26 protein-coding genes, 1 tRNA gene and 1 pseudogene are annotated in these 20,694 nt (G+C 42.4%); 4 read left to right on the top strand and 24 right to left on the bottom strand.

Annotation, left to right across the window (positions count from 1 at the left end; all coding sequences use genetic code 11):
* The 4 genes and pseudogenes from T359_RS0114990 to T359_RS0115005 all read right to left on the bottom strand — a co-directional run.
* A pseudogene (locus tag T359_RS0114990) lies at positions 1-200 on the bottom strand (IS5/IS1182 family transposase); the annotation flags it as partial.
* Between the two features lie 712 nt (positions 201-912).
* Entirely contained in the window at positions 913-1,149 is a 237-nt protein-coding gene (locus T359_RS0114995) for a GlsB/YeaQ/YmgE family stress response membrane protein (protein WP_026518176.1), read from the bottom strand.
* 27 nt (positions 1,150-1,176) lie between these two features.
* Entirely contained in the window at positions 1,177-1,359 is a 183-nt protein-coding gene (locus T359_RS0115000; protein ID WP_026518177.1) for a DUF6440 family protein, read from the bottom strand.
* An 18-nt stretch (positions 1,360-1,377) separates the two neighbouring features.
* Complete coding sequence (locus T359_RS0115005) at positions 1,378-1,542, bottom strand: hypothetical protein (RefSeq protein WP_242826472.1); 165 nt, start codon at positions 1,540-1,542, stop codon at positions 1,378-1,380.
* A 285-nt stretch (positions 1,543-1,827) separates the two neighbouring features.
* Here T359_RS0115005 and T359_RS20630 point away from each other — a divergent pair, with 285 nt between their 5' ends.
* A complete protein-coding gene (locus T359_RS20630) occupies positions 1,828-2,112 on the top strand; it encodes a DUF6465 family protein (RefSeq protein ID WP_051545494.1) in 285 nt (94 codons plus the stop codon).
* Positions 2,113-2,180: 68 nt separating this feature from the next.
* Here the strand turns inward: T359_RS20630 and T359_RS21805 are convergent, their stop codons facing one another.
* The 4 genes from T359_RS21805 to T359_RS0115030 form a co-directional block, all read right to left on the bottom strand.
* The gene (locus T359_RS21805; protein WP_026518179.1) at positions 2,181-3,554 is read right to left on the bottom strand and encodes a sensor domain-containing diguanylate cyclase; all 1,374 of its coding nucleotides are present in this window, start codon (positions 3,552-3,554) and stop codon (positions 2,181-2,183) included.
* A 39-nt stretch (positions 3,555-3,593) separates the two neighbouring features.
* Positions 3,594-5,510, bottom strand: a complete 1,917-nt coding sequence (locus T359_RS0115020; protein WP_026518180.1) for an EAL domain-containing protein — start codon at positions 5,508-5,510, stop codon at positions 3,594-3,596.
* Between the two features lie 316 nt (positions 5,511-5,826).
* Positions 5,827-6,819, bottom strand: coding sequence for a hypothetical protein (locus T359_RS0115025; protein ID WP_155840140.1), 993 nt, complete (start codon positions 6,817-6,819; stop codon positions 5,827-5,829).
* Between the two features lie 189 nt (positions 6,820-7,008).
* Positions 7,009-7,090 (bottom strand) — tRNA-Leu (locus T359_RS0115030).
* 145 nt (positions 7,091-7,235) lie between these two features.
* Here T359_RS0115030 and T359_RS0115035 point away from each other — a divergent pair.
* The 3 genes from T359_RS0115035 to T359_RS0115045 are packed head-to-tail and all read left to right on the top strand — an operon-like array spanning position 7,236 to position 8,648.
* Positions 7,236-7,772, top strand: coding sequence for a DUF7010 family protein (locus tag T359_RS0115035; RefSeq protein WP_035784656.1), 537 nt, complete (start codon positions 7,236-7,238; stop codon positions 7,770-7,772).
* The gene (locus tag T359_RS0115040) at positions 7,769-8,212 is read left to right on the top strand and encodes a LytTR family DNA-binding domain-containing protein (RefSeq protein WP_026518183.1); all 444 of its coding nucleotides are present in this window, start codon (positions 7,769-7,771) and stop codon (positions 8,210-8,212) included. Before T359_RS0115035 ends, T359_RS0115040 begins: the two co-directional genes overlap by 4 nt.
* Position 8,213: 1 nt before the next feature.
* Positions 8,214-8,648: a hypothetical protein gene (locus T359_RS0115045; RefSeq protein ID WP_026518184.1), complete on the top strand. Its 435-nt coding sequence runs from the start codon at positions 8,214-8,216 to the stop codon at positions 8,646-8,648.
* Between the two features lie 22 nt (positions 8,649-8,670).
* On the opposite strand, the gene T359_RS0115050 is transcribed toward T359_RS0115045, so the two are convergent.
* The 16 genes from T359_RS0115050 to T359_RS0115125 form a co-directional block, all read right to left on the bottom strand.
* The gene (locus tag T359_RS0115050; RefSeq protein ID WP_026518185.1) at positions 8,671-8,859 is read right to left on the bottom strand and encodes a glycerate kinase; all 189 of its coding nucleotides are present in this window, start codon (positions 8,857-8,859) and stop codon (positions 8,671-8,673) included.
* Positions 8,860-8,913: 54 nt separating this feature from the next.
* A complete protein-coding gene (locus tag T359_RS0115055; RefSeq protein ID WP_035784657.1) occupies positions 8,914-9,462 on the bottom strand; it encodes a hypothetical protein in 549 nt (182 codons plus the stop codon).
* 49 nt (positions 9,463-9,511) lie between these two features.
* Positions 9,512-9,778 (bottom strand): RtcB family protein, encoded by a 267-nt coding sequence (locus T359_RS0115060; protein ID WP_026518187.1) that lies wholly within the window; start codon positions 9,776-9,778, stop codon positions 9,512-9,514.
* 295 nt (positions 9,779-10,073) lie between these two features.
* Positions 10,074-10,295 carry a hypothetical protein gene (locus tag T359_RS20640; protein ID WP_026518188.1) on the bottom strand — a complete coding sequence of 74 codons (222 nt, stop codon included), beginning with the start codon at positions 10,293-10,295 and terminating at the stop codon, positions 10,074-10,076.
* A 170-nt stretch (positions 10,296-10,465) separates the two neighbouring features.
* Positions 10,466-10,915 (bottom strand): Hsp20/alpha crystallin family protein, encoded by a 450-nt coding sequence (locus T359_RS0115070; RefSeq protein WP_026518189.1) that lies wholly within the window; start codon positions 10,913-10,915, stop codon positions 10,466-10,468.
* Positions 10,916-11,216: 301 nt separating this feature from the next.
* On the bottom strand, positions 11,217-11,945 hold the full coding sequence (locus T359_RS0115075; RefSeq protein WP_026518190.1) for an AlkZ-related protein: 729 nt from the start codon (positions 11,943-11,945) through the stop codon (positions 11,217-11,219).
* A gap of 123 nt (positions 11,946-12,068) precedes the next feature.
* Positions 12,069-12,278 carry a hypothetical protein gene (locus tag T359_RS0115080; protein WP_035784658.1) on the bottom strand — a complete coding sequence of 70 codons (210 nt, stop codon included), beginning with the start codon at positions 12,276-12,278 and terminating at the stop codon, positions 12,069-12,071.
* Positions 12,279-12,406: 128 nt separating this feature from the next.
* Entirely contained in the window at positions 12,407-12,646 is a 240-nt protein-coding gene (locus T359_RS0115085; protein WP_026518192.1) for a hypothetical protein, read from the bottom strand.
* A 39-nt stretch (positions 12,647-12,685) separates the two neighbouring features.
* Positions 12,686-13,165, bottom strand: a complete 480-nt coding sequence (locus tag T359_RS0115090) for a hypothetical protein (RefSeq protein WP_026518193.1) — start codon at positions 13,163-13,165, stop codon at positions 12,686-12,688.
* Between the two features lie 118 nt (positions 13,166-13,283).
* On the bottom strand, positions 13,284-13,829 hold the full coding sequence (locus tag T359_RS0115095; RefSeq protein ID WP_026518194.1) for a QueT transporter family protein: 546 nt from the start codon (positions 13,827-13,829) through the stop codon (positions 13,284-13,286).
* Positions 13,830-13,974: 145 nt separating this feature from the next.
* Positions 13,975-15,978, bottom strand: a complete 2,004-nt coding sequence (locus T359_RS0115100; protein ID WP_026518195.1) for a methionine--tRNA ligase — start codon at positions 15,976-15,978, stop codon at positions 13,975-13,977.
* A 379-nt stretch (positions 15,979-16,357) separates the two neighbouring features.
* Positions 16,358-17,629 (bottom strand): nickel-dependent lactate racemase, encoded by a 1,272-nt coding sequence (gene larA / locus T359_RS0115105; protein WP_026518196.1) that lies wholly within the window; start codon positions 17,627-17,629, stop codon positions 16,358-16,360.
* Between the two features lie 10 nt (positions 17,630-17,639).
* Complete coding sequence (locus T359_RS0115110) at positions 17,640-18,410, bottom strand: energy-coupling factor transporter transmembrane component T family protein (protein WP_026518197.1); 771 nt, start codon at positions 18,408-18,410, stop codon at positions 17,640-17,642.
* The gene (locus T359_RS0115115; protein WP_026518198.1) at positions 18,407-19,225 is read right to left on the bottom strand and encodes an energy-coupling factor ABC transporter ATP-binding protein; all 819 of its coding nucleotides are present in this window, start codon (positions 19,223-19,225) and stop codon (positions 18,407-18,409) included. The genes T359_RS0115110 and T359_RS0115115 overlap by 4 nt, the downstream gene beginning before the upstream one ends.
* Complete coding sequence (locus T359_RS0115120) at positions 19,222-20,061, bottom strand: energy-coupling factor ABC transporter ATP-binding protein (protein WP_026518199.1); 840 nt, start codon at positions 20,059-20,061, stop codon at positions 19,222-19,224. The genes T359_RS0115115 and T359_RS0115120 overlap by 4 nt, the downstream gene beginning before the upstream one ends.
* Positions 20,058-20,618 carry a hypothetical protein gene (locus T359_RS0115125; RefSeq protein WP_026518200.1) on the bottom strand — a complete coding sequence of 187 codons (561 nt, stop codon included), beginning with the start codon at positions 20,616-20,618 and terminating at the stop codon, positions 20,058-20,060. The genes T359_RS0115120 and T359_RS0115125 overlap by 4 nt, the downstream gene beginning before the upstream one ends.
* Positions 20,619-20,694 lie beyond the last annotated feature (76 nt).

The raw sequence follows: 20,694 nt of genomic DNA on the forward strand, positions 1-20,694 counted from the left end.
AAAGGGATTTTAATGAGAGTGACAGGATCCATGCTGGGTCTTCCCATGTCTGAAGAATACTTATTTTCAACAAGATCATATATGAATGACCAGTCGATGGCTTTATCAATAAGCCTGAGCATGTGGTCCTGTGGAACCAGATCGTCCATGCTCACAAACTGCATCTGTTCGCGTTTTCTTTCGGTATTAGAAGTCATCATAAAGGCAATCCCCATCCCCAACTTTGATACTTCTATTATACCAGAAAAAGCGCCTCAAGCCCAGATAAATACTGAGTTTCCGGCACTTTTATAAAGAAAAATCCACGGCAGATGCCGTGGACTTTGTCTACAGTCTGGAGCGATCTTTGAAAAAATCGCTCTTTAATCCTTTACTGTTTAGACCAGCTACTTGTTCCATCTTAAAACATATAATCTTTCATCAAAATAGAACAGATTCACTCATACTCAAAATAATTAACAGAATCATTTTGAGTCATATTAATCCTGCGCTCCCGCGAAATTATACCAGAGCCTTGGTATAATTTCGCGGGAGCGCAGGATAAAAGGGTTATATGATACCGGATATAAAACATCTGTTAACTGCATATTATTATTCTATTATCTTCACGCTTCATAAGAAGCAGGCAAAGCCTTATCTTGTCAAAGCTTAATGCAAATCCCCCATAGGACTTATCCCATGGGGGAACGGCAATTATTTAAGTAGATCGTAAATAACTGCTGCAATAATACCGCACAAAATATTGATAAGAATATTAAGTATTATCTCCATAGCAATACCTCTCTCATATGAAACCAATTAATAGTGTCATATAGTATAAAATTGCCTAATTATTTAAGAGAGATTCTACTATTTTCAATGCAGAAAAAAGCGATCCATGGACATCCACAGACCGCTTTAGCCGAGTACTATTTATGTAAAGAGCTTTCTTCCAGCCCAGATACAGATGCAAGCACCTACTGTCGAAACAATAAGGCTGCCAATCATTCCTGTGGCAGTAAATCCAAGAACCTTAAATACCAGGCCTCCTACAAATCCACCGCCGATTCCAAGTAGAATATTCTTGATCATTCCTGAATCTTCACTCATTAGCTTGCTGGCAAGAAGTCCAGCGATTGCACCAAGTATAAGTCCCCAGATAAGTCCCATAGCATTTCCCTCCATTCTTAATAAGTGTTATCTATTCTCAACTGGACTGATTACCGGCTTACCATCCCTGTCCAGCATGGGTGTAAGTCCTCCAGCATATCCACTTGCATGGAATATGTAGTTAACGCCCGTGTCCTGGTCTACCCAGATCTCTGTTACATTAACTGTTCCCTGTGAATAAACTTTTTTAAATCTTTTGTCCCCTGTCATGTCTTTGTCCTTTCATATTTAGGCTCTATCCAAAAGGCTAAAGAGCCCAACTACCAACAATACAGGCAATGCAATAGCAACAAGGCCCTTAAATACCAGCCCCACAAGAATAAGTGGAAGGAACACCAGTGTAAACATAACTTTGATGATGCTCCAGCTTGCTCTGAATGCAAAGCCAATCATTTTTCCAAAGATCCAAAAGAAAAATATAATAAAAAGCAGCGACAACATGATCCTCACCTTCCTTTCCAAAACAAAAACCATTGTCATCTGTTGCTTGTTGATAAATTCATTATATGGCCCTCACCTCAGTGATTACATATTCATTTCAGCAAAAAGAAACACATTATTTTGCTATTTATGAAAAGATAATCCTTTAATTGTAGCTCTTTCAATCATCCAAAATAACGACTATAATTAAACTCAAAGATATTCGTACACTTTTTTTATGAGGAGGTTTACTAAGAAATGGCAGCTAAGAAAACTGCAGCACCAAAGACAACTGCAACCAAAAAGGCCACAGCTCCTAAGGCTTCTACTAAAAAATCCATTAAGGATCCTACTGTAAAAGTCGTTTTCCAGTATCAGGACGTTGAATTCACTGAAGCTTCCTGCGTAAAGAAAGCTCAGGCTGGATTCAAAAAAGCATTTAAAGATGTTGAACTGAAAACTCTCGACATCTATATCAAGCCTGAAGAGAGAAAAGTTTACTATGTTGGCAATGGCAAATTCGAAGGATTTGTAGACTTATAATAGCTGTTTAAAGAGCCCGATTCATCATGAACCGGGCTCTTGTCACGTCTCTAACTTATGATTATATTCTATCCATTATCTTTCCGAGTTTTTAAATATTTTTTGTTTTCATACATCCTTCTGTCTGCAGCTTCAAATACTTCAGCCACACTGGTCTCTTTATTATATTTTGCCATACCACAGGCAATGATAAGTCCGCCGTTTAAAAGAGCCTCTTCGTTATGTTGTGTAATTAACTCAACCAACTCCTCGCTTCGAGCATAATCCTCATCCTGGGAAATAACCACGAATTCATCACCACCAACTCTGTAGACAGGACTGCGTTTAAAGGTTCGACAGATTATTTCGCAAGCATCACATATACATTTATCCCCTGCTTCATGTCCTTCTGTATCATTAATCCTCTTCAGATCATTTACATCCAGTACCACAATGGCGAACTCAGGCTGACGATGTTCCTGAATTCTCCCATTCATCAGATTCTCTCTTTCCTTATAAGCATTTTTATTTTTAATACCGGTAAGAGCATCTACTTCAGCCATATTTTGTACAAGCGCAAGCTTTTCAGTATATTCTCGCTTAATACGCATTGCATCTGTAACATCCTGACACAGTCCTAATAGGCACTCCCTGCCTGTATCATCAGTAAATTTAAGCTTTGTAGTCTGGAACTGCCTGGGATTACCTGCGGCATCTGGGACATCCTCATAGAAAATGTATGGTCTATCCATTGAAAGAGCTTTTTTATCATCCTCAATGAAATGAAGCGCGGTATCTTCGTCAAAGATTTCTAAATCAGTCAGACCCACAACTCCCTCTGGAGTATCTTTATGAGCATAATTAGCAAATGACTGATTACATGCAAGATATTTCCCGGTATCCACATCTTTTGAAAATGTCATGGCAGGCATATTGGTTAAAAGATCTGAAACGGATTTCTTCAGGCTCAATATCTTTCTGCTTGCATCAGCCTCTTTTCTAAGACGCTCATTCTCCTGTTGCAGCCTTGCATATTCTCCAGATATCTCCTCATTCTCATTTAATTCGTCACCAACAAAAGCTCCTTGATCTGTGTACCAGATGAATGCAAGTCTTGTTCCATCTTCCTTATAGATATGTTTGCCGTAGGAATGGATTATTCTATACTCACCATTCCTTTTTATTCTATAGATTACATCATAGACCCCACCCTCAGTTACAAATCGGTAAACTGCATTATTTATAGAAGATATGTCATCCGGGTGTGCATCATGATACATATCGTTATCCATCAGATCATAGATTTCTTTTTTATCCATGCCTTTGTATCCGGACAGTTCAAAGAAGCCCTCCGAAAGGACTATCGTAACGACTTTGTTGTCAACAACCTGATATATCCCAAATGGAATTGGGCTGTTTTCTAAGAGGTTTTGTTCTTCATCGCTATATCTGTATTTTTCCAAGAGAAATACCTCCCCACAAAAGAAGTTATCGCATTTCTTTCATCTGCTTTCCATATACTTTATAAAATCCGCAGGCGGTAATGGCTTTGAGAAATAATACCCCTGCTCATAATCACAGCCCATCTCTGCCATCTTATCTTTCATCTCTTCCGTTTCAATTCCTTCAACAACTATTTCCATGTTTGAATGCTGGAACAGCTTGATCAGGTCAGGAAGGAAATCCGCCTTTCCTGCGAAGAAGGATCTTGTAAATGTCATATCCACCTTTACTACGTGTATAGGCAGTGTCATAAGGCTTGATATATTGGAAGCCCCAGTACCAAAATCATCCAACGAAAGTTCAGCTCCCATAGCCTGAAGCCCGGCTATCTGCATCTGAATCATATCGTAATCATCTATAAGAGATTCAGTAATCTCAAAGTCAAACATACTCATTGGGATATTGTGCTTGGCTGCAATACCTGCCAGCTCCTCTGTCAAGCTGTGGCTCATACACTGTATAGGCGATAGATTAACGTTTATGAATTCAATTCCAAGCTCTTTCGGATCGATCCTCTCTAGGAAATTGCATATCTTTTCAAATATCTGCCTGCCGATTTCCATGATATCGCCGTTCTTCTCCGCAACATGTATGAAATCAAGCGGTGGAATGAATCCCATCTTTGGATCATTAAGCCTGGCCAAAGCCTCTGCTCCCATAACCTTGTCTTCTTTGATTGAATAAATAGGCTGAAAATAAACCTCAAATATGTTATCAGCGATAGCGTCCTTTACTGCTCTCTCTATTGATTTCTGGTTTTCAACGCCTTTGATCATCTCATCAGAGAAGACATAATTGCCACGCCTGTTCTCATTGTAGGAATTGGCTAATGCATATCTTGCAAGATCTCCGGCAATCAATTCTCCTCCATCAATTATAGAATCCGGTATCAGCATTGCTGAAATCTTCATCTGTACTACGCCGTAATACGATCTTTGAAGAGCCTCATATTTTTCTTTCCACTCTTCCATTATTTTCTCCGGTTTCTCATGAAGATGTCCCTTGAAAAGAAGAATAAAGTTACCATTTCTGGTATAAAAAGTGCTGCAATTAGGATAGTTATTTACAAGCCATGCAGCAATAGCCTTCAGACCGTCATTTACCTGTGCAATTCCATAAACAGATTTTGACTCCTCATAGCTATGGATTGCCATTGTCATGAGACTAAAAGGAACTTTTCTTTCCCAATAGTCAAGACCAATCAGGTCAAGAGCAGCCTTGTTCAGAAGCCTTGTCCTATTGTCCCTATACAGATCTGGATTTTCGGAAGTCAGATAAATTATGAGGATAGAAAGAATACTAAAATAGCTGGTAACAAGCATGTGATAGAACTGCTTTCTGATGATTATTCCAAACAAGAGAAGCAGATTAAAGGAAAGAAGGCCCGCCTTCATTCTTCTTGAAAGCTTTGCCCAGCTGGAAACTACGACAATGAGGGAAACAATAATGTAAAAATATGTACTGAAATAGATAGTCTTATACAGAGCACAGTTGTGATAACCGTCCTCTGCAATCGTATAGATTGCAGATGTCCACGGCGTAGAAAGGATCAAAAGTACTGCCACTGAGGCAGGCAGCGCAGTTACAATACTGAAGATCCAATTGCCTTTGTGACTATGAGATGACTCTGCTGTATAGGCAAACAGAGCCCAACCTCTGACAATAAAGCCAAGGAAATATGCATGATTGATGGCATACATCACCCAGAGTGGATACTCATACCATATCTCATTCATTTCACAAGATATGATATCAGCGGATGTCATTATCAGGTTTGCAAACATAACAAACCAGAAGCAAGAACTCTGCCTTATCGGAAGATTTCTTCTTACTCCATAGAAAACAAGCAGTACAATCTGAATAGGAATTGCAGCTATAGCAAAGTCATAGTTGAAAGGGCTGATCCAGTTAAACATTAGGTTTCTCCATTAGCTTCAGTCAAACAGCTTACATACTTCTCCCATTTTATTGTAATATAAACGCAATACTGATAACAAATTAAACCTTTATAAACACATTACACAACAAGCAGATAATACTGCCTTAACCCCGGTACCAGGTACAAAAAACTTTTCGTGAACAATGTGTGATTGAAATGTGAACACGGGAAAAGAGAAATAATAACCGGAACTGACAGAAGTCGTCCCGGAGGAGAGCAGGTCGAATGGCCTGCTCTTCTATGTTTGCGCGCCAGACAGTGGTACCAGGTACCAGAAGGGATGTAATCTTAATCTACCTGCTTTCTTTTTCCAATTCAGAAAGCCAGCCCTTCAAGGATTCGTAATCTACAGGATAGCCATTTATCCAGGCCTCATCTTCTGAAACGAAAAGCTCATATAGATCACCGCCCCATTGATCATATGCATATACCGCGAAAATGGCGTTTTCGTAATATTTTCCTTCTGCATGTTCTCCAATGATTCTGGCATTAGCGAATCCTGAATACAGCTGATTAAGCTCACTCTCAGTATATTGATGATCTATAATATTGTCCAAGGTTCCGCCCCAAAATGTCATTTTTGCAATCTGATTACAGTAGCTGAAATATTCAGGGCCCGGCGTTCTCTTATTAAAATCATATTCGCTCAGATCATATTTTATCTCAAGCGCTCTCATAATTTCATAAAGATTGTTCTGTCCCTGAAGACAGGTCTCATTTGGCAGGTTTAAATTAAAAAGCTCATCTACTTTAAAGACAAATATTTTATTTCCGTCTTTATCATAGCATTCCATCTTATAAAAGTTCTTCCAGCCGCTATTCTTGCTGATCAGTCCCAGTTTTGGCAGACATTTCTTTAATTCCTCTACTTCTGACTCTTCCAACGTAATATTTAGCTCATCAGTGTAATAGCCATCTTTAAGATCACGAATGACTATAGAGTTGATCTTTTTATAATTGGCCTTGTTGCTTAATACCTTATATTCCTTGCCTCTTCCTGTACCATAACGGTCTATTCTTCCCGTTTCTTCGTTGATCTGAATATTCTCCGTGACATAGTCGGTCTCACCTTTTGAATGAATGCCGCATCCTGCGAGCATAATCGAAAGCGAAATAATGCATAACTGCGTAAATAGCTTTTTTATCATGGTAAATACTCCCTCTTTAACACAAAAATTCAGTTTAATTCTATTATTCGAGGGATAAAAAATATATGGCTGAGTATGCATATTATAGGGGATATCTTTTCTTTTTAGATAAATTAAAAAATCTTCTGTGATAAACAAATTCTCTTTTCCTTTTTTAATATAAAACGATGTGCTTTTATTTGCACACCGTCTTATTCATCTCGGTCACGCAAACATAAGTGGGCAGGGTGAGACTCGAACTCACGGTGTTTCTTTGTCAGGTTTTTACAGGCCCCTGCCTTCGCCACTAGGCATATCTACCCATATAAATTCCAGCCATAGGCCAAGTACACGAGGTGGGATTCGAACCCACATGCCTTGCAGCGTCTGATCCTAAGTCAGGTGCGTCTACCAATTTCGCCATTCGTGCATATTTAGGCAAAATATCTTCTTATACCAATAATAATGTCAACATAGTACCCCTTTTTGTACCGCTTGGTGTTAGAATTATTGATAGGCTCCGGCTCTGGCCTTATGATGTGTCCATAAAGCAGATCACAGGAGGATTTCATATTATGGACGCATTGAAAAAAGACGCAATAATGACTCAGAAAAAGGGACTCCCTTTTATCATGGCTTCAGTAGTGATATGGATGCTCATTTTTCTTTTGCAGCTTGGGGACAGAGGGATAAAGGCAACAAATATGCTGACTTTTATGTGTTCATGCCTGCTGATGCCTCTGGCATTCTTTTTTTCCAAGATTGTAAAAGCAGATATATTCCAAAAGACAGATAACCCCATAAATAAAATGGGCTTCTTATGTACAATGAACCAGATGCTGTATATTCTCATTGTTATGTGGGCCTTTAGCCAGAAACCGGATGCAATGATGATGCTGTATGCCATGGTATTTGGTGCTCACCTTCTTCCTTTTGGATGGTTGTACAACAGCCGCGGATATACTGTCGCATCGATTACAGAGACCATAGGCGCTCTTGTCTTGGCAATGATTTTCGGAAATGCCACAGCTGCTGCCTTTATGGTCGTTATGGAAGCCTTGCTTACCATACGTCTTTTTATTGAATTACGAAAGGAATCACAGACCAGTTGAAAGCAGATATTGTAAAAGACCGCACAGATGAATCAGTTAAAGTTGAGATCCATTGCAGGGAAGTGACCACCGAGGTCTCAAAACTAAAGAGTCACATCGACAACTATAGGGCCGGCATAACCGCGTCAGATCGGGAGGCCACTGTCATTGTGGCTTTGGAAGATATCTTTTACATTGAAACAGTGGATAAAAAGACATTCATCTACACAAAAGAAAAGGTACTCAGCACAGAAAAAAGGCTCTATGAGCTGGAAGCTCTGCTGGAGGACAGAAACTTTTTCAGATGTTCAAAGTCGGTCATCATCAATTTAAGCAAAGTCGTGAAATTAAAGCCTGAGATAACGAGAAATATCCTTGCCACTCTTGAAAATGGCGAGGTTGTAGTAATATCAAGGCGCTACGCGGGAGAATTAAAGAGCATTTTGGGAATAGGTGGTTGAAATGAGAAATATAAAAGAATTGCTGATCTTCTTACGAAACGGATTGTCCCTTGTCTTTTCCTGGCTTGTGATATGCACAGTTGCCGCATCATTGACAGTGGGAACAGGAACTATATCTGCGGTTTATCTTCTTAAACTTTTTTTACTTGGGTTCTGGGCTGTACTCTCTTTTGTTGTATGCTTCAAAACCGAATGGTCACAGAAAAAGGGCTTCATTTTCTCTCTGACTCTGTTCTATATAATGTTTATTCCCGTTGAAATTGCTATGTTCTACTATATGGGAATCTTTAGTACTGCAGGCAGCATCAGCACTTGGCTCATATTCGCATGCATTGTGCTTGGAGCCTACTTAGTGTCTGTTATTATAGACTTTTTTATCATGAAGAAAAAAGCTATTCTTTATACAGAAAAAGTCAGAGAGTTCAATTCAAAATAAAATAGTACTTACATCAAAAGTCTCAGAATATACCAGCTTTACCGGAAGTCGGGGCTTGGTATACTTGGCTCCCTTGCCCGCCATCAGCCATTGGTATAACCTTTGTTTCTATCTGTGGACTGAATCGTTTTATTCCTTCTGCTGCGGCATGTCCTGCTTCCAGCGAAGACAGACTACCTTTAAAAGAATCAAAAGCTATTACAATCTTCATGAACAATCTTCTCTTTAATTATGTTTAACCAACATCATCCTGCTCAATATTGCTTTATCCTTTTCTCATCAGAGCACAATATACTTTCTGCAGATACATATCTTTCATAGGTCTATCCTCAACATGCAGTTCATAGTTAAAGGATCCTTTCCTAAGAAAAATCGTTGCTATCTTTGTGGCATTTCTGTGATTATCAGCAGTTGCATTGGAATATATATCCCACACTGTATTATCTCCGGCGCTGGGAACATAACCAAGTAGCTCATACATAAATCGCGAAAGCATAAGATCTTCTTCGCACTCAAGCTGCTTGCAATGCGGAGCCATACAGTCATCCTGCATGCAAACGCTGTCTCTTTCTGCGTCAATCTTAAGCATCTTCTTAACAGGTGGATGTTCCTTTTCGTAGATTACTTCATACATTATCTGCTTAACTTCCGCCATTCTGCCATCGTTGTGATCCTTCCAGTCATCCAAAAGCATCTTGTCTGCTCTTAAAGAAAACTCTTTAAACCAATGGCGAAGTTCCTCATCAGGCGCATCGGGGTTAAATGCCATAGAAGCCCAAAAGTCAGCCCTAACAAGATCATCCATATTTGACAATATTCATTCCTCCCAACTCTGTGTGGCCACATATAAATCATTATAACTTTTATTTAATGCCTTGGGTGAGATATAATGCTCTTTCCATTAGGAAATACGCCGGAATTACTGCATCCTTTACTGTCATGGTAAGTCCGATAGGCCCCACTTTTCCCGGATGAACATCCGGCATTACTACAATATTGCTGCCTTTTGCAGCCTCAGTGTCACAGATCATCTTGACCTGCGCGATGGCGTACTGATCCACGTTTCCGTCAGTCTCATCTCCAATGCACATGATCATGGCATCTGAGTATTTTCCTTTTACTTGTATCAAAATAAAACCTCCATTATTTCAGAGGCCCATAATATTGTCTTGCCAAAAAAGAGTACTCTGATAGAATTATCAGCTAAAAAGATGGCGTGTTGTTACTGTAAATACACTATCATATATATCGGACATTATATGTCCGCGTCAACAAATTTTTGAAGATATTTCAACATTGTAATTTTTCATCAGTTTTCTTGAGAAATCAAAATAGAATTCCGATAAGATCTCTCCTTGATGTAGGCTCTTCGCTCTTCTGCTGTTGACTCTGCAATTTCCGGTGGCGTTCTCATGGCTTTCTCCTTCAGTGTATCTGCCTGTCCTGGCGATATTTTTCCATGTACTCTCTGTTTATCTCCCGGATCTCCTTCTTGCCGTCAATGTAGTCCTGATAAATATCCCAGGGGCTACCGCCGCCAAGCCAGCAGGATGAGCAGTTCTCGCACCCGCCTCCGCAGTCAAGGGATGCCTTCACTATCTGCTCTCGTTCTTCTTTTGTGGTGTCCTTGATCAGTATCGATTTCATAGGCAACCTCCTGTATATGTATATTTTAATTTGATGTAGCCTTTATAGCAATCTTTGCAGTATCGATATCTATCTTTGAAAGATCTAAGGCGTTGCGTTAGCTGAAACTAAAAAACCCTCCGCCGTTCGAAATGATGAACAGCGGAGGGGAAAATGAGTGTATTATGTTGTTAGCCTTCGATGGCTATGAGATTCTTTTCAGGAACTTTTTTCATTGCCTTTTTGGAAATCGTAAGTGTTAATACTCCATGTCTGTAAGTAGCTTCAACGTCCTCTTTCCGGACATTCTCGCCGATATAGAAGCTTCTTGTCATGGATCCGGCGTATCTCTCCTGTCTGATGAGTTTGCCCTTCTTGTCATTCTCATCCTTATCCAGGCCCTTGGCAGCATTGATGGTAAGATATCCATCATTAAGCTCTACAGTGACCTCTTCTTTCTTGAATCCGGGCAGGTCGATGACTACTTCGTAGTTGTCATCCTTTTCCCTGACATCGGTCTTCATCATCCTGTCGGCTCTTCTGCCATAGAGCTTCTTCTCCAGGTTCTCGAACTCCCTCATCTCCGGGAATCCAAACAGGTCATCCATAATTTTTTCTTCAAAAATACTAGGTGCTAACATAATTTTTTCCTCCTTTGCACATAGACAATTTATTTGAATATGAGCATTGGGACGGAGGGTTCAGATCATTGGAAACCTAAAGTCCTAACGGTCTTCTCTGTTCCTTTGTTCTATCTTTGGTATAACACCATAATTAGCACTCGTCAATAGCGAGTGCTAATTTGATTAAAAAAGGCCTATTAATAAGCACCAATTTTGTTTAGCCCCAGGTCTGAGCCACAAAATTGATTATCCCGCTTCATAGCCTCCTCAAGGCTGCAGGCTCCCGGAACTATTGAAAAGAACGCATCTATTTGGAATCTCACTTTACGCCTATTAGTTTTTTCACCTGAGCAGAAGTTGCGATGGGATAACGCTCAGTTAAATGCCCGGAAATTGCCTTCACAGACTCCGCAGGGGCCTCACTGTATCTCGAAGTGACGTGGTCATATCCCCACAGTGCCTCCGGCTTGGCATAAACAGCTATGGGCCAGCCGTAGAGCTCACCTCTTTTGTTCTTACGCTGCCTGAAATCCTTGACGCAAAGGTAGGTCTTCATCTGAAGGTCAGTAATGGTCCCGTCAAAGCCCTTCTCACCGCCTTTTCCAAAGCCGGCCTTCTGTTTAAGGTCATTTGAATAGAGTTCATCCTCTATCTCGAAGCAGTCCATGATCTTCTTCTGGCGTCTGGAAGCCTTCTCATCATCCCAGAGGGCATCGAAATCATAGCCGTCTCTCCTGCAATTGGCAAAATATGGCAGCCACTCTTTGGAAATAAAGCCTGCCTTTTTATCAAAGAACTTGCCATAGGCAACCTCTCCGCTTCTGGCAATGAGCTCGCGCCACTCCCAGGGGTCCACCTCCGGGTCTCCGCACCACCAGTATCCCGGCACGGTGCGCTCCTCCAGAGAAAATCCCGGGATATCATTTTTGAAAAGAGGGAGAAATCCCACCTCATTTATGAAATTAATTGCATCCCGGACTGTATGCAGGCATTCCGGGTCATCCCAGTCAACGCCATACATTATCCAGGTTCCGTTTTCATTAGCCATTCTTTTTTCCTCTGACAGATTCCAAAATGCTTACCTTAACAGTATGGCATTATTTCAAAAGAAAAGCCAGGGACCGGTCATTCTAGGCGGCAGCCCCTGGCTCAAATCTCAAATATTTAATTTTTAAACGGTCTTTAGCATGCTCATAAGCCCTAAAAAAACAAAAAGCGGAATCGCTAAAATAAAAATGCCTTTAAGCATCAGGCCAACAATCATAAGCGGGAGGAACAGAACGTAAAACATTACTTTCATGGTTCCCCATGCAGTTCTGATCGCTACATTTAGCAGATTACCAAAGAATATAAAAAATAAAACACAAAATAATATTGTCATGATTTGTACCTCCTTTAATCATTATTTGTATCTGATGAGAAGATTATAAGGATTGAAGGCGGCAGCATAAATACAATATTATGTGAATTAAGGTGCTATATTTTGCCGATTGGAAAAAATTAGATTGTTTAAAACCAAATGATTTTCTTCTCTTTAGGAATTTCTGTAGTGTCCTTCAATTTGCTGATAAAACATTTAGCATATCCCATATGTGCCTTGCACCAGGAATAATCAGCCTGAAGCTCATAATCACTGAAGATATCATCCTTAATGTCGTACAAAAGTGATATTGGCTCAGTGCAGTCTTCCACAAATACCTCGCAGGATATCTGATCCTCGCATTTTTCAATACTTCTTAACTCTACCAAAACTTTTCCCCTCCCTCAAAAAAATTAATTAGTACACATTCATATATTTTCCATGAATATCATGGGATGTGCCGTACAGAACGGTGTTTCCTTCATATAAAGTCCCAGTGTTTCATCGTTGTCATCCATAAGGACCACCGACTTTGGATCAATATTCGGAAACAGCTCTTTTACCTTGTCCTTGACTATCTGCGGCTTTCTGCCGGCGTCAAGAGTGTAAAAACAATGTGATGCAGGAATTCCGTAAAGTCTTTCTACCATATCGGATTTCCATTCTTCGTGGCCATGGGGCTCTCTTGAAATGCAGTAGATCCTGTCGATGTCATGGCCCTGAATATAATCGTAGAGCGGCTTAAGCCGCTTACAGTCCGCATAGATGTTCACATCCCTGAACTCAGGGGTGTAATCAAGTTCATGATGTGCATGATGCTCCCCATAATTATAACTCGTAAGTGTTCCATCTATATCAAAAAAGACCACCGTCTCCGGTTTATGGAGTATTTCCCAGATTTTTCCCATTTTTCAACCTTTCCTTTTTATATCTGATATCAATTATCCCATGGGAAAATTATTTTCTCAAGCAAAAAGCCGGTAACGGTTCAATATGAACTGTTACCGGCCTTAACTACCTTCTGTATTAGTTAGCGCTTGTTCTGAAAATAACTTCCTTCTTGGGCTCCAATGCAAAAAGAAGAATCATTCCAAGAATAAAGCAGGAAATAACCTCTCCTATTCCAACTGTAAGCATGAAATATGGGAGTGTTCCTTCAAGATGATAAACGTGGATAAGAACCTGAGGAACTATGAGCACATTTGCGATGATGGGAGGAAGGGGGCAAAGCCACTTTCTCACTTTGCTTGTGCTGTAAAATCCAACATCTGCAGGCTTTTTAAGTCCATGAGCAATGATGTAAGTGAAGATTGCTCCGATAAGTGTAGCCAGTGAGCCGAAAACAGTATCAAGAAGCATACATCCTGTTAATGTGTTACTGATTATGCATCCAATAAACAGGCCCGGAATAGCTGCGGGAGTGAAATAAGGCAGAATTGTAAGTGCCTCGGAAAAACGAACCTGGATTGCATAGTTTGCAAGTCCAAACGCATTTGCAAGTAGTGTAAGAACTACATAAAGAGCTGCTATTACAGCAGACTGAGTGATGAAAAGTACCTTTGTGTTACGCATATAAAATTCTCCTTTAGTTTTGTTTTATGTCAGGAAGGTCTCGAACTGACAATTTTAGTGCAACGTTGCAGATAATATCACAAAGCAATCGCTTTGTCCAGAAAAACACCCAAAAGATCCGCAGATCTTTTGGGCGCTGTCATAATTACTCCTGCTCCATCTCAGCAAGCTGAACTTCGTGCTTCTTGAAGAAGTCTACTCTTGGAAGAAGCTCCTTGAGCTCATGCTTGGAGAGTTCTCCAACGTAAGCTGTAAGAGGCTCTAAGATCTTGTCCCAGTTCCAGAGGGACTTGTCGATATTCATGTACTCTCTGAACATCTCGCAGCCGTTAGGTGCGATAGGATGAACCAGAATAGCGATGATCTTGCAGGCATAGAAGCAGTCTGCAACGATCTGCTTTCTAAGCTCGGGATCGTTGTTGTTATCAGCCTTCTTGACGTTATTTACCCAGTGCTTGTTAACCTCTCTGATGTAGTCGTCAAGGGTGTATGAAATACGATGGAAATCGTGGTTGTACATGTGGCGCTCGTACTCAGCAACAGTCTTCTTTGACAGCTCGATGATGGAAGGTGTGATCTCGTTCTCAGGAATCTTGCCGCCGTAATTGTTCTGTACTGCGTAGAAGCATGAGCGGATAAGTCTGTTAAATACGTTGGTAAGGAGGTTTCCTTCCTTAAGTACCATATCGATACCCTGCTGCTCTTCCTTAGGCATGTATACCTGAGGCTTGAAACCAACGCTCTTGGATGAAAGGCCAAGGCTCATGAAGTGCATGCGGAGCTGCTCAGCTGTGTAGTAGTTAAGGAGCTCGTCAGCCATAGGAGGCTTGATCTCTGAGCTGGAGCTTGCCTTTGTATCCATGAAAAGAACGTGTCTGTTGGGGATAATGTGGGGAAGGTTGATCTCCGCCATATCCGGATGCTCGCTCTTTTTATACTTAAGTCCAGTAAACATGCCCATTTCAGCAATGGCATAGAAGTAGATGTTATCTTCTCCGATGAACTGATAAACCTGTGCATCATCATCGTCCCACCACTTCTTCCATTCATCTTCGGGCAGTCCCTTGCTCTCAAGGTATGCTCTTGTGAAAGAGATAGGTGCCCAGAGTGATTCAGGCCATACCCAGAAGGTGAGGTCCTTCTGATCTTCCTTGTCGGGAACCTTTACGCCCCAGTCAACATTTCCTGAAAGTCTGAATGGGACCAGGGTCTTTCCTGATGTATAGTGTACATTTTTCTCCTCAAGGATCTTCTTTGCTGCATCTCTGTCATCGAGGTTGTCAAAAATGAACTGAACGAAGGACTTCTTTTCCTCATCTATAAGCTCGTGCTTGGGGAAAAGACGCTCAAGCTCAGCCTGATCTTCCATGTTCTTACGAGGGATGTAAATGCTGGGCTTCTTGAGAAACTCGTCAATGGCATCAAGGGCATAGCGGCGTGTATTGGAGCCGCGGCGAAGTGCATCATTTCTCTCCTTCATAAGGTCAATGAGATCCTCAAGGCAGAAATACCAGTTTGTAACAGCCTTAAGTGTAGGCTTTTTGCCTGAAAGAGCACTTACAGGGTTGATGAGCTCTGAAGGCATGTACTGATGTCCAAGGGAGCACTCGTCTGCATAGGCCTTGTCTGAGCAGCAGCCGGGAATAGGACACTTACCCAGAACCTGACGTCCGTTAAGGAAGGTCTGCTTCTCCTCATCATAGAACTGAAGAGTTGAAAGCTTCTCGATATATCCGTTTTCATATAATTTATTGAAAACCTCGGCAGAAACCTTGGAATGCATCTTGCCGGCCTCACCAAGAGCTGAAGCACCGAAGAGGTTAAGGCTGATTCCGTAGTCATCAAGGGTCTTTTTCTGCTTCTCGTGGTTACCGCGAACATACTCTTCCATTGTTCCCTCATAACCCTCTTCCTTGAGCTTTCTGTAGGCCTCCATGATAGGTGAGCCGTAGCAGTCAGTTCCGGATACGAAAATTACGTTCTCTTCACCGATACGGTCTCTTAAGAAGCGGGCAAAAATGTCAGCGTGTACGAACATTCCGCCTACATGTCCGAAGTGAAGAGTCTTGTTGCCGTAAGGCATTCCACCTGTTATTACCGCACGCTTGGGAAATACAGGCTTGTCATCTCTCATTAATTTCTTGTTCATTTTTAATAATTCCTCCAAAGTAATTCAGCAGTCCTCAGGACTTTATGGAAATAAAAAATCCCTGTGACTACCGTAAAAGTAATCACAGGGACGAATAATCGTGTTGCCACCCTTGTTCCCTGAGCCGTCACCGACTCAAGCTCGATAAGTACGCATCAATAAATGATTAAATACTCCTGTTCTGTAACGGGAACGCCCGTCATAGCATCACCTGAATATCAGGATCCGTATGCAGCTCCGAGGCCTGCTTCATCAAACCAAAGTCACTTCCTCTCAGCGTCGAATCAGGGATTCTGCGGAAGCTCTCTGTGGACTTCGAAAATGATTACTCTTCTCTTCATAGCCTTTTAACCTATAAGAGAATAATGTAATTTTTCGATTATGTCAACATGGGTACGACAGAACCGCCGTAAGGGATGATATAAACCGTCTTATCGGTATAATCAACACCCTTCACAAACTCATGAGCATCAGTAAAAGCCTGCATTCCCATGGGGCCGGTGGTATCGTTGTCAATTGTGGTGAGGATCCTGCACTCACCCTTTTTAAGGTTCTCCACGGTCAGATAAAAAATGAATCCGCCTATGGTAAAGTCTGCTCTGAGGGCCTCATCCAGTCTTCCCTCCTTGAGAGGCTGAAGCCATGCGGTGTAATCAGGAGCGCCGCACCCTTCCGGGCATTTGGCCAGCCAGAGCATCTGTCCGCCTTCCTTCATGGCTCTCATGCCGTTGAGCATACCCTTGCAGCCCTGATACAGGTTCATATCCTTTGGTGCTCCCCCGCTGGATACAATGACGATGTCCGCCTCATGGTCGATCCACTTTTCATAACATTTTTTCTGGAAAAGACAGCTCTCCTTCCAGGCTTCGTACAGATCTCCGCCAAAGAGACCGCTGTATCTGCCGCTGGTGGCCACCACAATGTTGATTCCATAGGTAACCTCCACCAAAGCTGCAGCTTCATTCATATCTTCATTGATGGGATTGTTTTCCAAAAGAGCACAGCCAACTCTGGGGTCTGAGTGAGCAATCTTGGGATCCAAGGCCCTCTGATGGTTCTGGCGAATGGTCTCTCTTGAAGCCACTCCCGGCAGAATGTTCTTTCTGCCGCCTCCAAAGCCCGCCATCATGTGATGAACCGTTCCTCCCACAACAATGACCTTGCGGCCCACAACAAGGGGATTGACTCTGACATCAGTACCTCTGGAGGTCTGGCCCACCAGGACATTTTCTCCATCGCAGTCGTGGTCCACAACTGTGACATTCTGATACATGTAGGAGCCCGCTATTATCTCTTTTTCCTGCTCTGATGACTTTCTGTGGGTTCCCAGGGCAATTAGAACACAGATATTCTCGAAGGGAACCTCCATGGTATCGTGAAGATAACGACCAAGGAGCGTCAAAATGTCCCCCTGATGCATCCAGCTCCTGGTGATATCCGACACAACGATGGTAATCTCATCCTTTGCGGTTATCTTCTCCCGAAGGGGCACAGAAGCAATTGCTCCCTCTTCCACGCAGAATCTGAAAGCCTCGCCCACATCCTCTATTTCCGGCATGGGATCGGGATTCAAAACCTCTACGGATTTGGCTCCCTTTACCTCAATCTCCAGAGTCTCGGTTCCGTATTTCATCTTAGCTGTATAATCCATAATTATTTCCTTACCAAATAGTATTAAAGATCACTGTGGCAACAATGATAGCTACAAGCACCACTATAGTCACCAAATCCCTTGCAGCAAAAGGGTATTCCTTGTAGCCGCTCTTATAACCCCTCAGCTCGAAGCCGCGCATCTCCGCTGACATGGCGGAAACATCGACCTTTTTAAGGCTTGATACAAGAAGGGGAACGCACAAAGGGGCGATAAGCCCTATCTTCCTGATGATATTTTTGGTGTCAAAATCAACTCCCCTGGCCTTCTGAGCATCCTGAATGTCATGGAATTCCGTGGCAAAAATAGGCACAAATCTGAAAGCCGTGGTAACGATAAAAGCGTATCTGTAGGGCAGATGCAGTCTTTTTACCAGAGCGTTGCACAGATCGTTCATTCTTGTGATGGCAAAAAGCAGCATAAGAGGCAGCATTGCGGCTATGACTCTGAGGGACAGAAGCAATGCGCTCTTAAGACCACCAGTGGTAAAAAGCACAACTCCGCCTATAACCAGCAGGGGACTTCCGTCTCTTACAAAAAAGAGCTGGATCACAAACATGATAAGTCCCAGGAACAAAAGATTCCTTGTGAGGAAAAGTGCTCTCTTAAAAAGTCCGGCAGTTGCGGAAATAAGCAGCATCAGAAGGATAAATCCAATCTCCGCAAAAACATTGTTGCAAAGGATCGCTGCGATGCCGTACATAAAAGCCGCAGCCAGCTTGGTCACCGGATTGAGCTTATGAAGAAAGCTGTCTCCCGGAACATAATTCAAAAGATTCATACCTGACCTCCCCTCTGAGATTTTTTACGAAGGGCATCAAGCATCTCTTCTACATTAAATACGTCCTTAAACTCATCTCCGAAACGAAGGGCCAGCTCCGGTATCTGAGCGGGCAGAACTCTGGCCTTTTTAAGGACATCGACATTCTTCATCATCTCTGAAGTAGGCCCCTGGCCCATGATCTGACCGTGATTGAGCACTATAACATTCCGGGCGTAGGACTGCACAAGCTCCATGTCATGGCTTACCATAAGAACAGTTATGCCCTTTTCCCGGTTAAGTCCGGTAACGTAGTCCATGATGCGGATACACTCCAGATAATCAAGGCCTGTGGTAGGCTCATCCAGGATAAGAAGTTCAGGTTCACAGGCAAGAACACTGGCCAGAGCTATTCTCTGGCGCTCACCGCGGCTTCTGGAAAAGGGAAACCACTCAGGATCCAGGTCAAAGGTCTCAAGGACCTGCTCAGCGCGCTCTTTTATCCTGTCTTCGGGCCATCCCTGAACTTTCATGGAAAAAGCGATCTCATCCTTAACAGTGTTTTCACATATCTGTCTGTCAGGGTTCTGGAAAAGAAATCCGCAGTCCCTGGCGAGAGTACTTGAAGGTGTCTTCAGGGTGTCTTTTCCGTTGAGATATACGTGTCCTTCTGTGGGAAGCAAAAGGCCGTTAATAAGCCTGCTAATGGTGCTCTTTCCCGCACCGTTGGCCCCTATCAACGCCACAAAGTCCCCCTTGGGAATGTGAAAGCTAAGGTCCTTCAGAATAGGTCTCTTCTCGGAGTATCCGAAATTTACATTCTCAAAGCGTATCATTCAAGGATCCTCCTGACCATTTTTTCTGCATCATCCACAGTAAGTGTCACTTCCCCGTCGTATATTTTTTCCTTTATAAGCTGTGAGGACAGCTCTGTAACCCTGGGCACGTTGATACCAAGTTGCTTGAAGGTATCTATGGAAGTAACCATCTCACGCGGGGTTCCGTAAAAGGCAATCTTGCCCTTATCAAGAACCATCATATGTTTAACATACTCGCAAAGGAGCATGATCTTTTGCTCAACAATAATAACGGTGATACCCTTCTCCTTGTTAAGAGCAGTGAGGATCTTGAAAATCTCTCTGCTGCTTTCGGGATCAAGCTCTCCCGTGGGCTCATCAAGGACTATGACCTCCGGCTCCAGAGCCAGCATGGAGGCTATTGCCACCTTCTGCTTCTGACCTCCGGAAAGGCTGGAAATCTCACGGTCCCTGAGTTCTTCTATTCCCAGTTCCCGCAGTACTCTGTCTACTCGCTCCCCGATTTCTTCATGGGGTACGCCGAAATTCTCAAGGCCGAAAAGTATCTCGTCCTCTACAACCGAAGCCACCATCTGGGAATCGATATCCTGAAATACCTGTCCCACCTTTCGGGCAAACTCCTCCGCAGGGTGTTCTGCGGTATCCTTGCCATCAATGGTCACTGCTCCGTAAAAATCCCCCTTTATCTTCTGGGGGATAATTCCATTTAAAGCAAAGGTAAAAGTAGTTTTACCGGCACCAGAGGTGCCGGTAATTCCTACAAAGTCGCCATCTGCAATCTCAATGCTCACGTCATCGAGAGCCAGGTTCTTACTATTCTGATAAACAAATCCTAAATTCTTAACTGAAATCATTCTTCCTCTTTGTTCCCCATAACTTTATTAACAGGAATGCTAAGCACTGTAACGATAACCATGTTAAGAAGCGCTGTAACAACGGTTACGATAGCCATGCTTACAAACTGTGCACCGGGCATGGGCTTAGCATAGGTAAGTGCTGCAAGACCGATAAATGCAAAGCCTGAAACAAGTGTTGCCAAAAATGTGCAAACAACAGGCTTAACATACTTAGGAAGCACAAGCCCTGTAAGAAGGCACATAGCGATTGCTCCGATGGTCTCAGAGCCAAGACCAAGCCATGGCATTGAAGTTCCGATCTGTGAAATTGCTCCGGAAATAAGTCCAATGGCTGCTGCCTCTTTAAGGTTGGGCTTGATAATGAAGATAGCCAGACAATATGTTGCGATAAGGAAATTGGGGTGCATGTTGCCAAGGGCGATAACTCCCGCAAACATTCTCAGAACGATGCCCACTGCCATCATAACTCCCACGAGAATAAGGTTTCTTGTGTTGGCAAGACCCTTCTTCTCCTCAACAACTACTTCTCTTTTTACTGTGCTCTGTACATCCATTTTGATTCCTCCTTGCCGTCATAACGGCTGAAAATGTTTGTTGTACAGGGAACGATATTTTTTTATCAAAAAAAAT

The organism is Butyrivibrio sp. MC2021, assembly GCF_000621605.1.
Lineage (GTDB): Bacteria > Bacillota > Clostridia > Lachnospirales > Lachnospiraceae > Butyrivibrio.

Excerpts from the sequence above, each read along its gene's own strand:
- T359_RS0115115 (WP_026518198.1), bottom strand. The coding sequence starts at position 19,225 with ATGATACGCTTTGAGAATGTAAATTTCGGATACTCCGAGAAGAGACCT.
- T359_RS0115070 (WP_026518189.1), bottom strand. The coding sequence starts at position 10,915 with ATGTTAGCACCTAGTATTTTTGAAGAAAAAATTATGGATGACCTGTTT.
- T359_RS0114995 (WP_026518176.1), bottom strand. The coding sequence starts at position 1,149 with ATGGGACTTATCTGGGGACTTATACTTGGTGCAATCGCTGGACTTCTT.
- T359_RS0115005 (WP_242826472.1), bottom strand. The coding sequence starts at position 1,542 with ATGATTGGCTTTGCATTCAGAGCAAGCTGGAGCATCATCAAAGTTATG.
- larA (WP_026518196.1), bottom strand. The coding sequence starts at position 17,629 with ATGGATTATACAGCTAAGATGAAATACGGAACCGAGACTCTGGAGATT.
- T359_RS0115050 (WP_026518185.1), bottom strand. The coding sequence starts at position 8,859 with ATGAAGATTGTAATAGCTTTTGATTCTTTTAAAGGTAGTCTGTCTTCG.
- T359_RS0115110 (WP_026518197.1), bottom strand. The coding sequence starts at position 18,410 with ATGAATCTTTTGAATTATGTTCCGGGAGACAGCTTTCTTCATAAGCTC.
- T359_RS0115035 (WP_035784656.1), top strand. The coding sequence starts at position 7,236 with ATGGACGCATTGAAAAAAGACGCAATAATGACTCAGAAAAAGGGACTC.
- T359_RS0115125 (WP_026518200.1), bottom strand. The coding sequence starts at position 20,618 with ATGGATGTACAGAGCACAGTAAAAAGAGAAGTAGTTGTTGAGGAGAAG.
- T359_RS0115045 (WP_026518184.1), top strand. The coding sequence starts at position 8,214 with ATGAGAAATATAAAAGAATTGCTGATCTTCTTACGAAACGGATTGTCC.
- T359_RS0115075 (WP_026518190.1), bottom strand. The coding sequence starts at position 11,945 with ATGGCTAATGAAAACGGAACCTGGATAATGTATGGCGTTGACTGGGAT.
- T359_RS0115090 (WP_026518193.1), bottom strand. The coding sequence starts at position 13,165 with ATGGGAAAAATCTGGGAAATACTCCATAAACCGGAGACGGTGGTCTTT.
- T359_RS20630 (WP_051545494.1), top strand. The coding sequence starts at position 1,828 with ATGGCAGCTAAGAAAACTGCAGCACCAAAGACAACTGCAACCAAAAAG.
- T359_RS0115095 (WP_026518194.1), bottom strand. The coding sequence starts at position 13,829 with ATGCGTAACACAAAGGTACTTTTCATCACTCAGTCTGCTGTAATAGCA.
- T359_RS0115080 (WP_035784658.1), bottom strand. The coding sequence starts at position 12,278 with ATGACAATATTATTTTGTGTTTTATTTTTTATATTCTTTGGTAATCTG.
- T359_RS0115020 (WP_026518180.1), bottom strand. The coding sequence starts at position 5,510 with ATGTTTAACTGGATCAGCCCTTTCAACTATGACTTTGCTATAGCTGCA.
- T359_RS20640 (WP_026518188.1), bottom strand. The coding sequence starts at position 10,295 with ATGAAATCGATACTGATCAAGGACACCACAAAAGAAGAACGAGAGCAG.
- T359_RS0115000 (WP_026518177.1), bottom strand. The coding sequence starts at position 1,359 with ATGACAGGGGACAAAAGATTTAAAAAAGTTTATTCACAGGGAACAGTT.
- T359_RS0115120 (WP_026518199.1), bottom strand. The coding sequence starts at position 20,061 with ATGATTTCAGTTAAGAATTTAGGATTTGTTTATCAGAATAGTAAGAAC.
- T359_RS0115100 (WP_026518195.1), bottom strand. The coding sequence starts at position 15,978 with ATGAACAAGAAATTAATGAGAGATGACAAGCCTGTATTTCCCAAGCGT.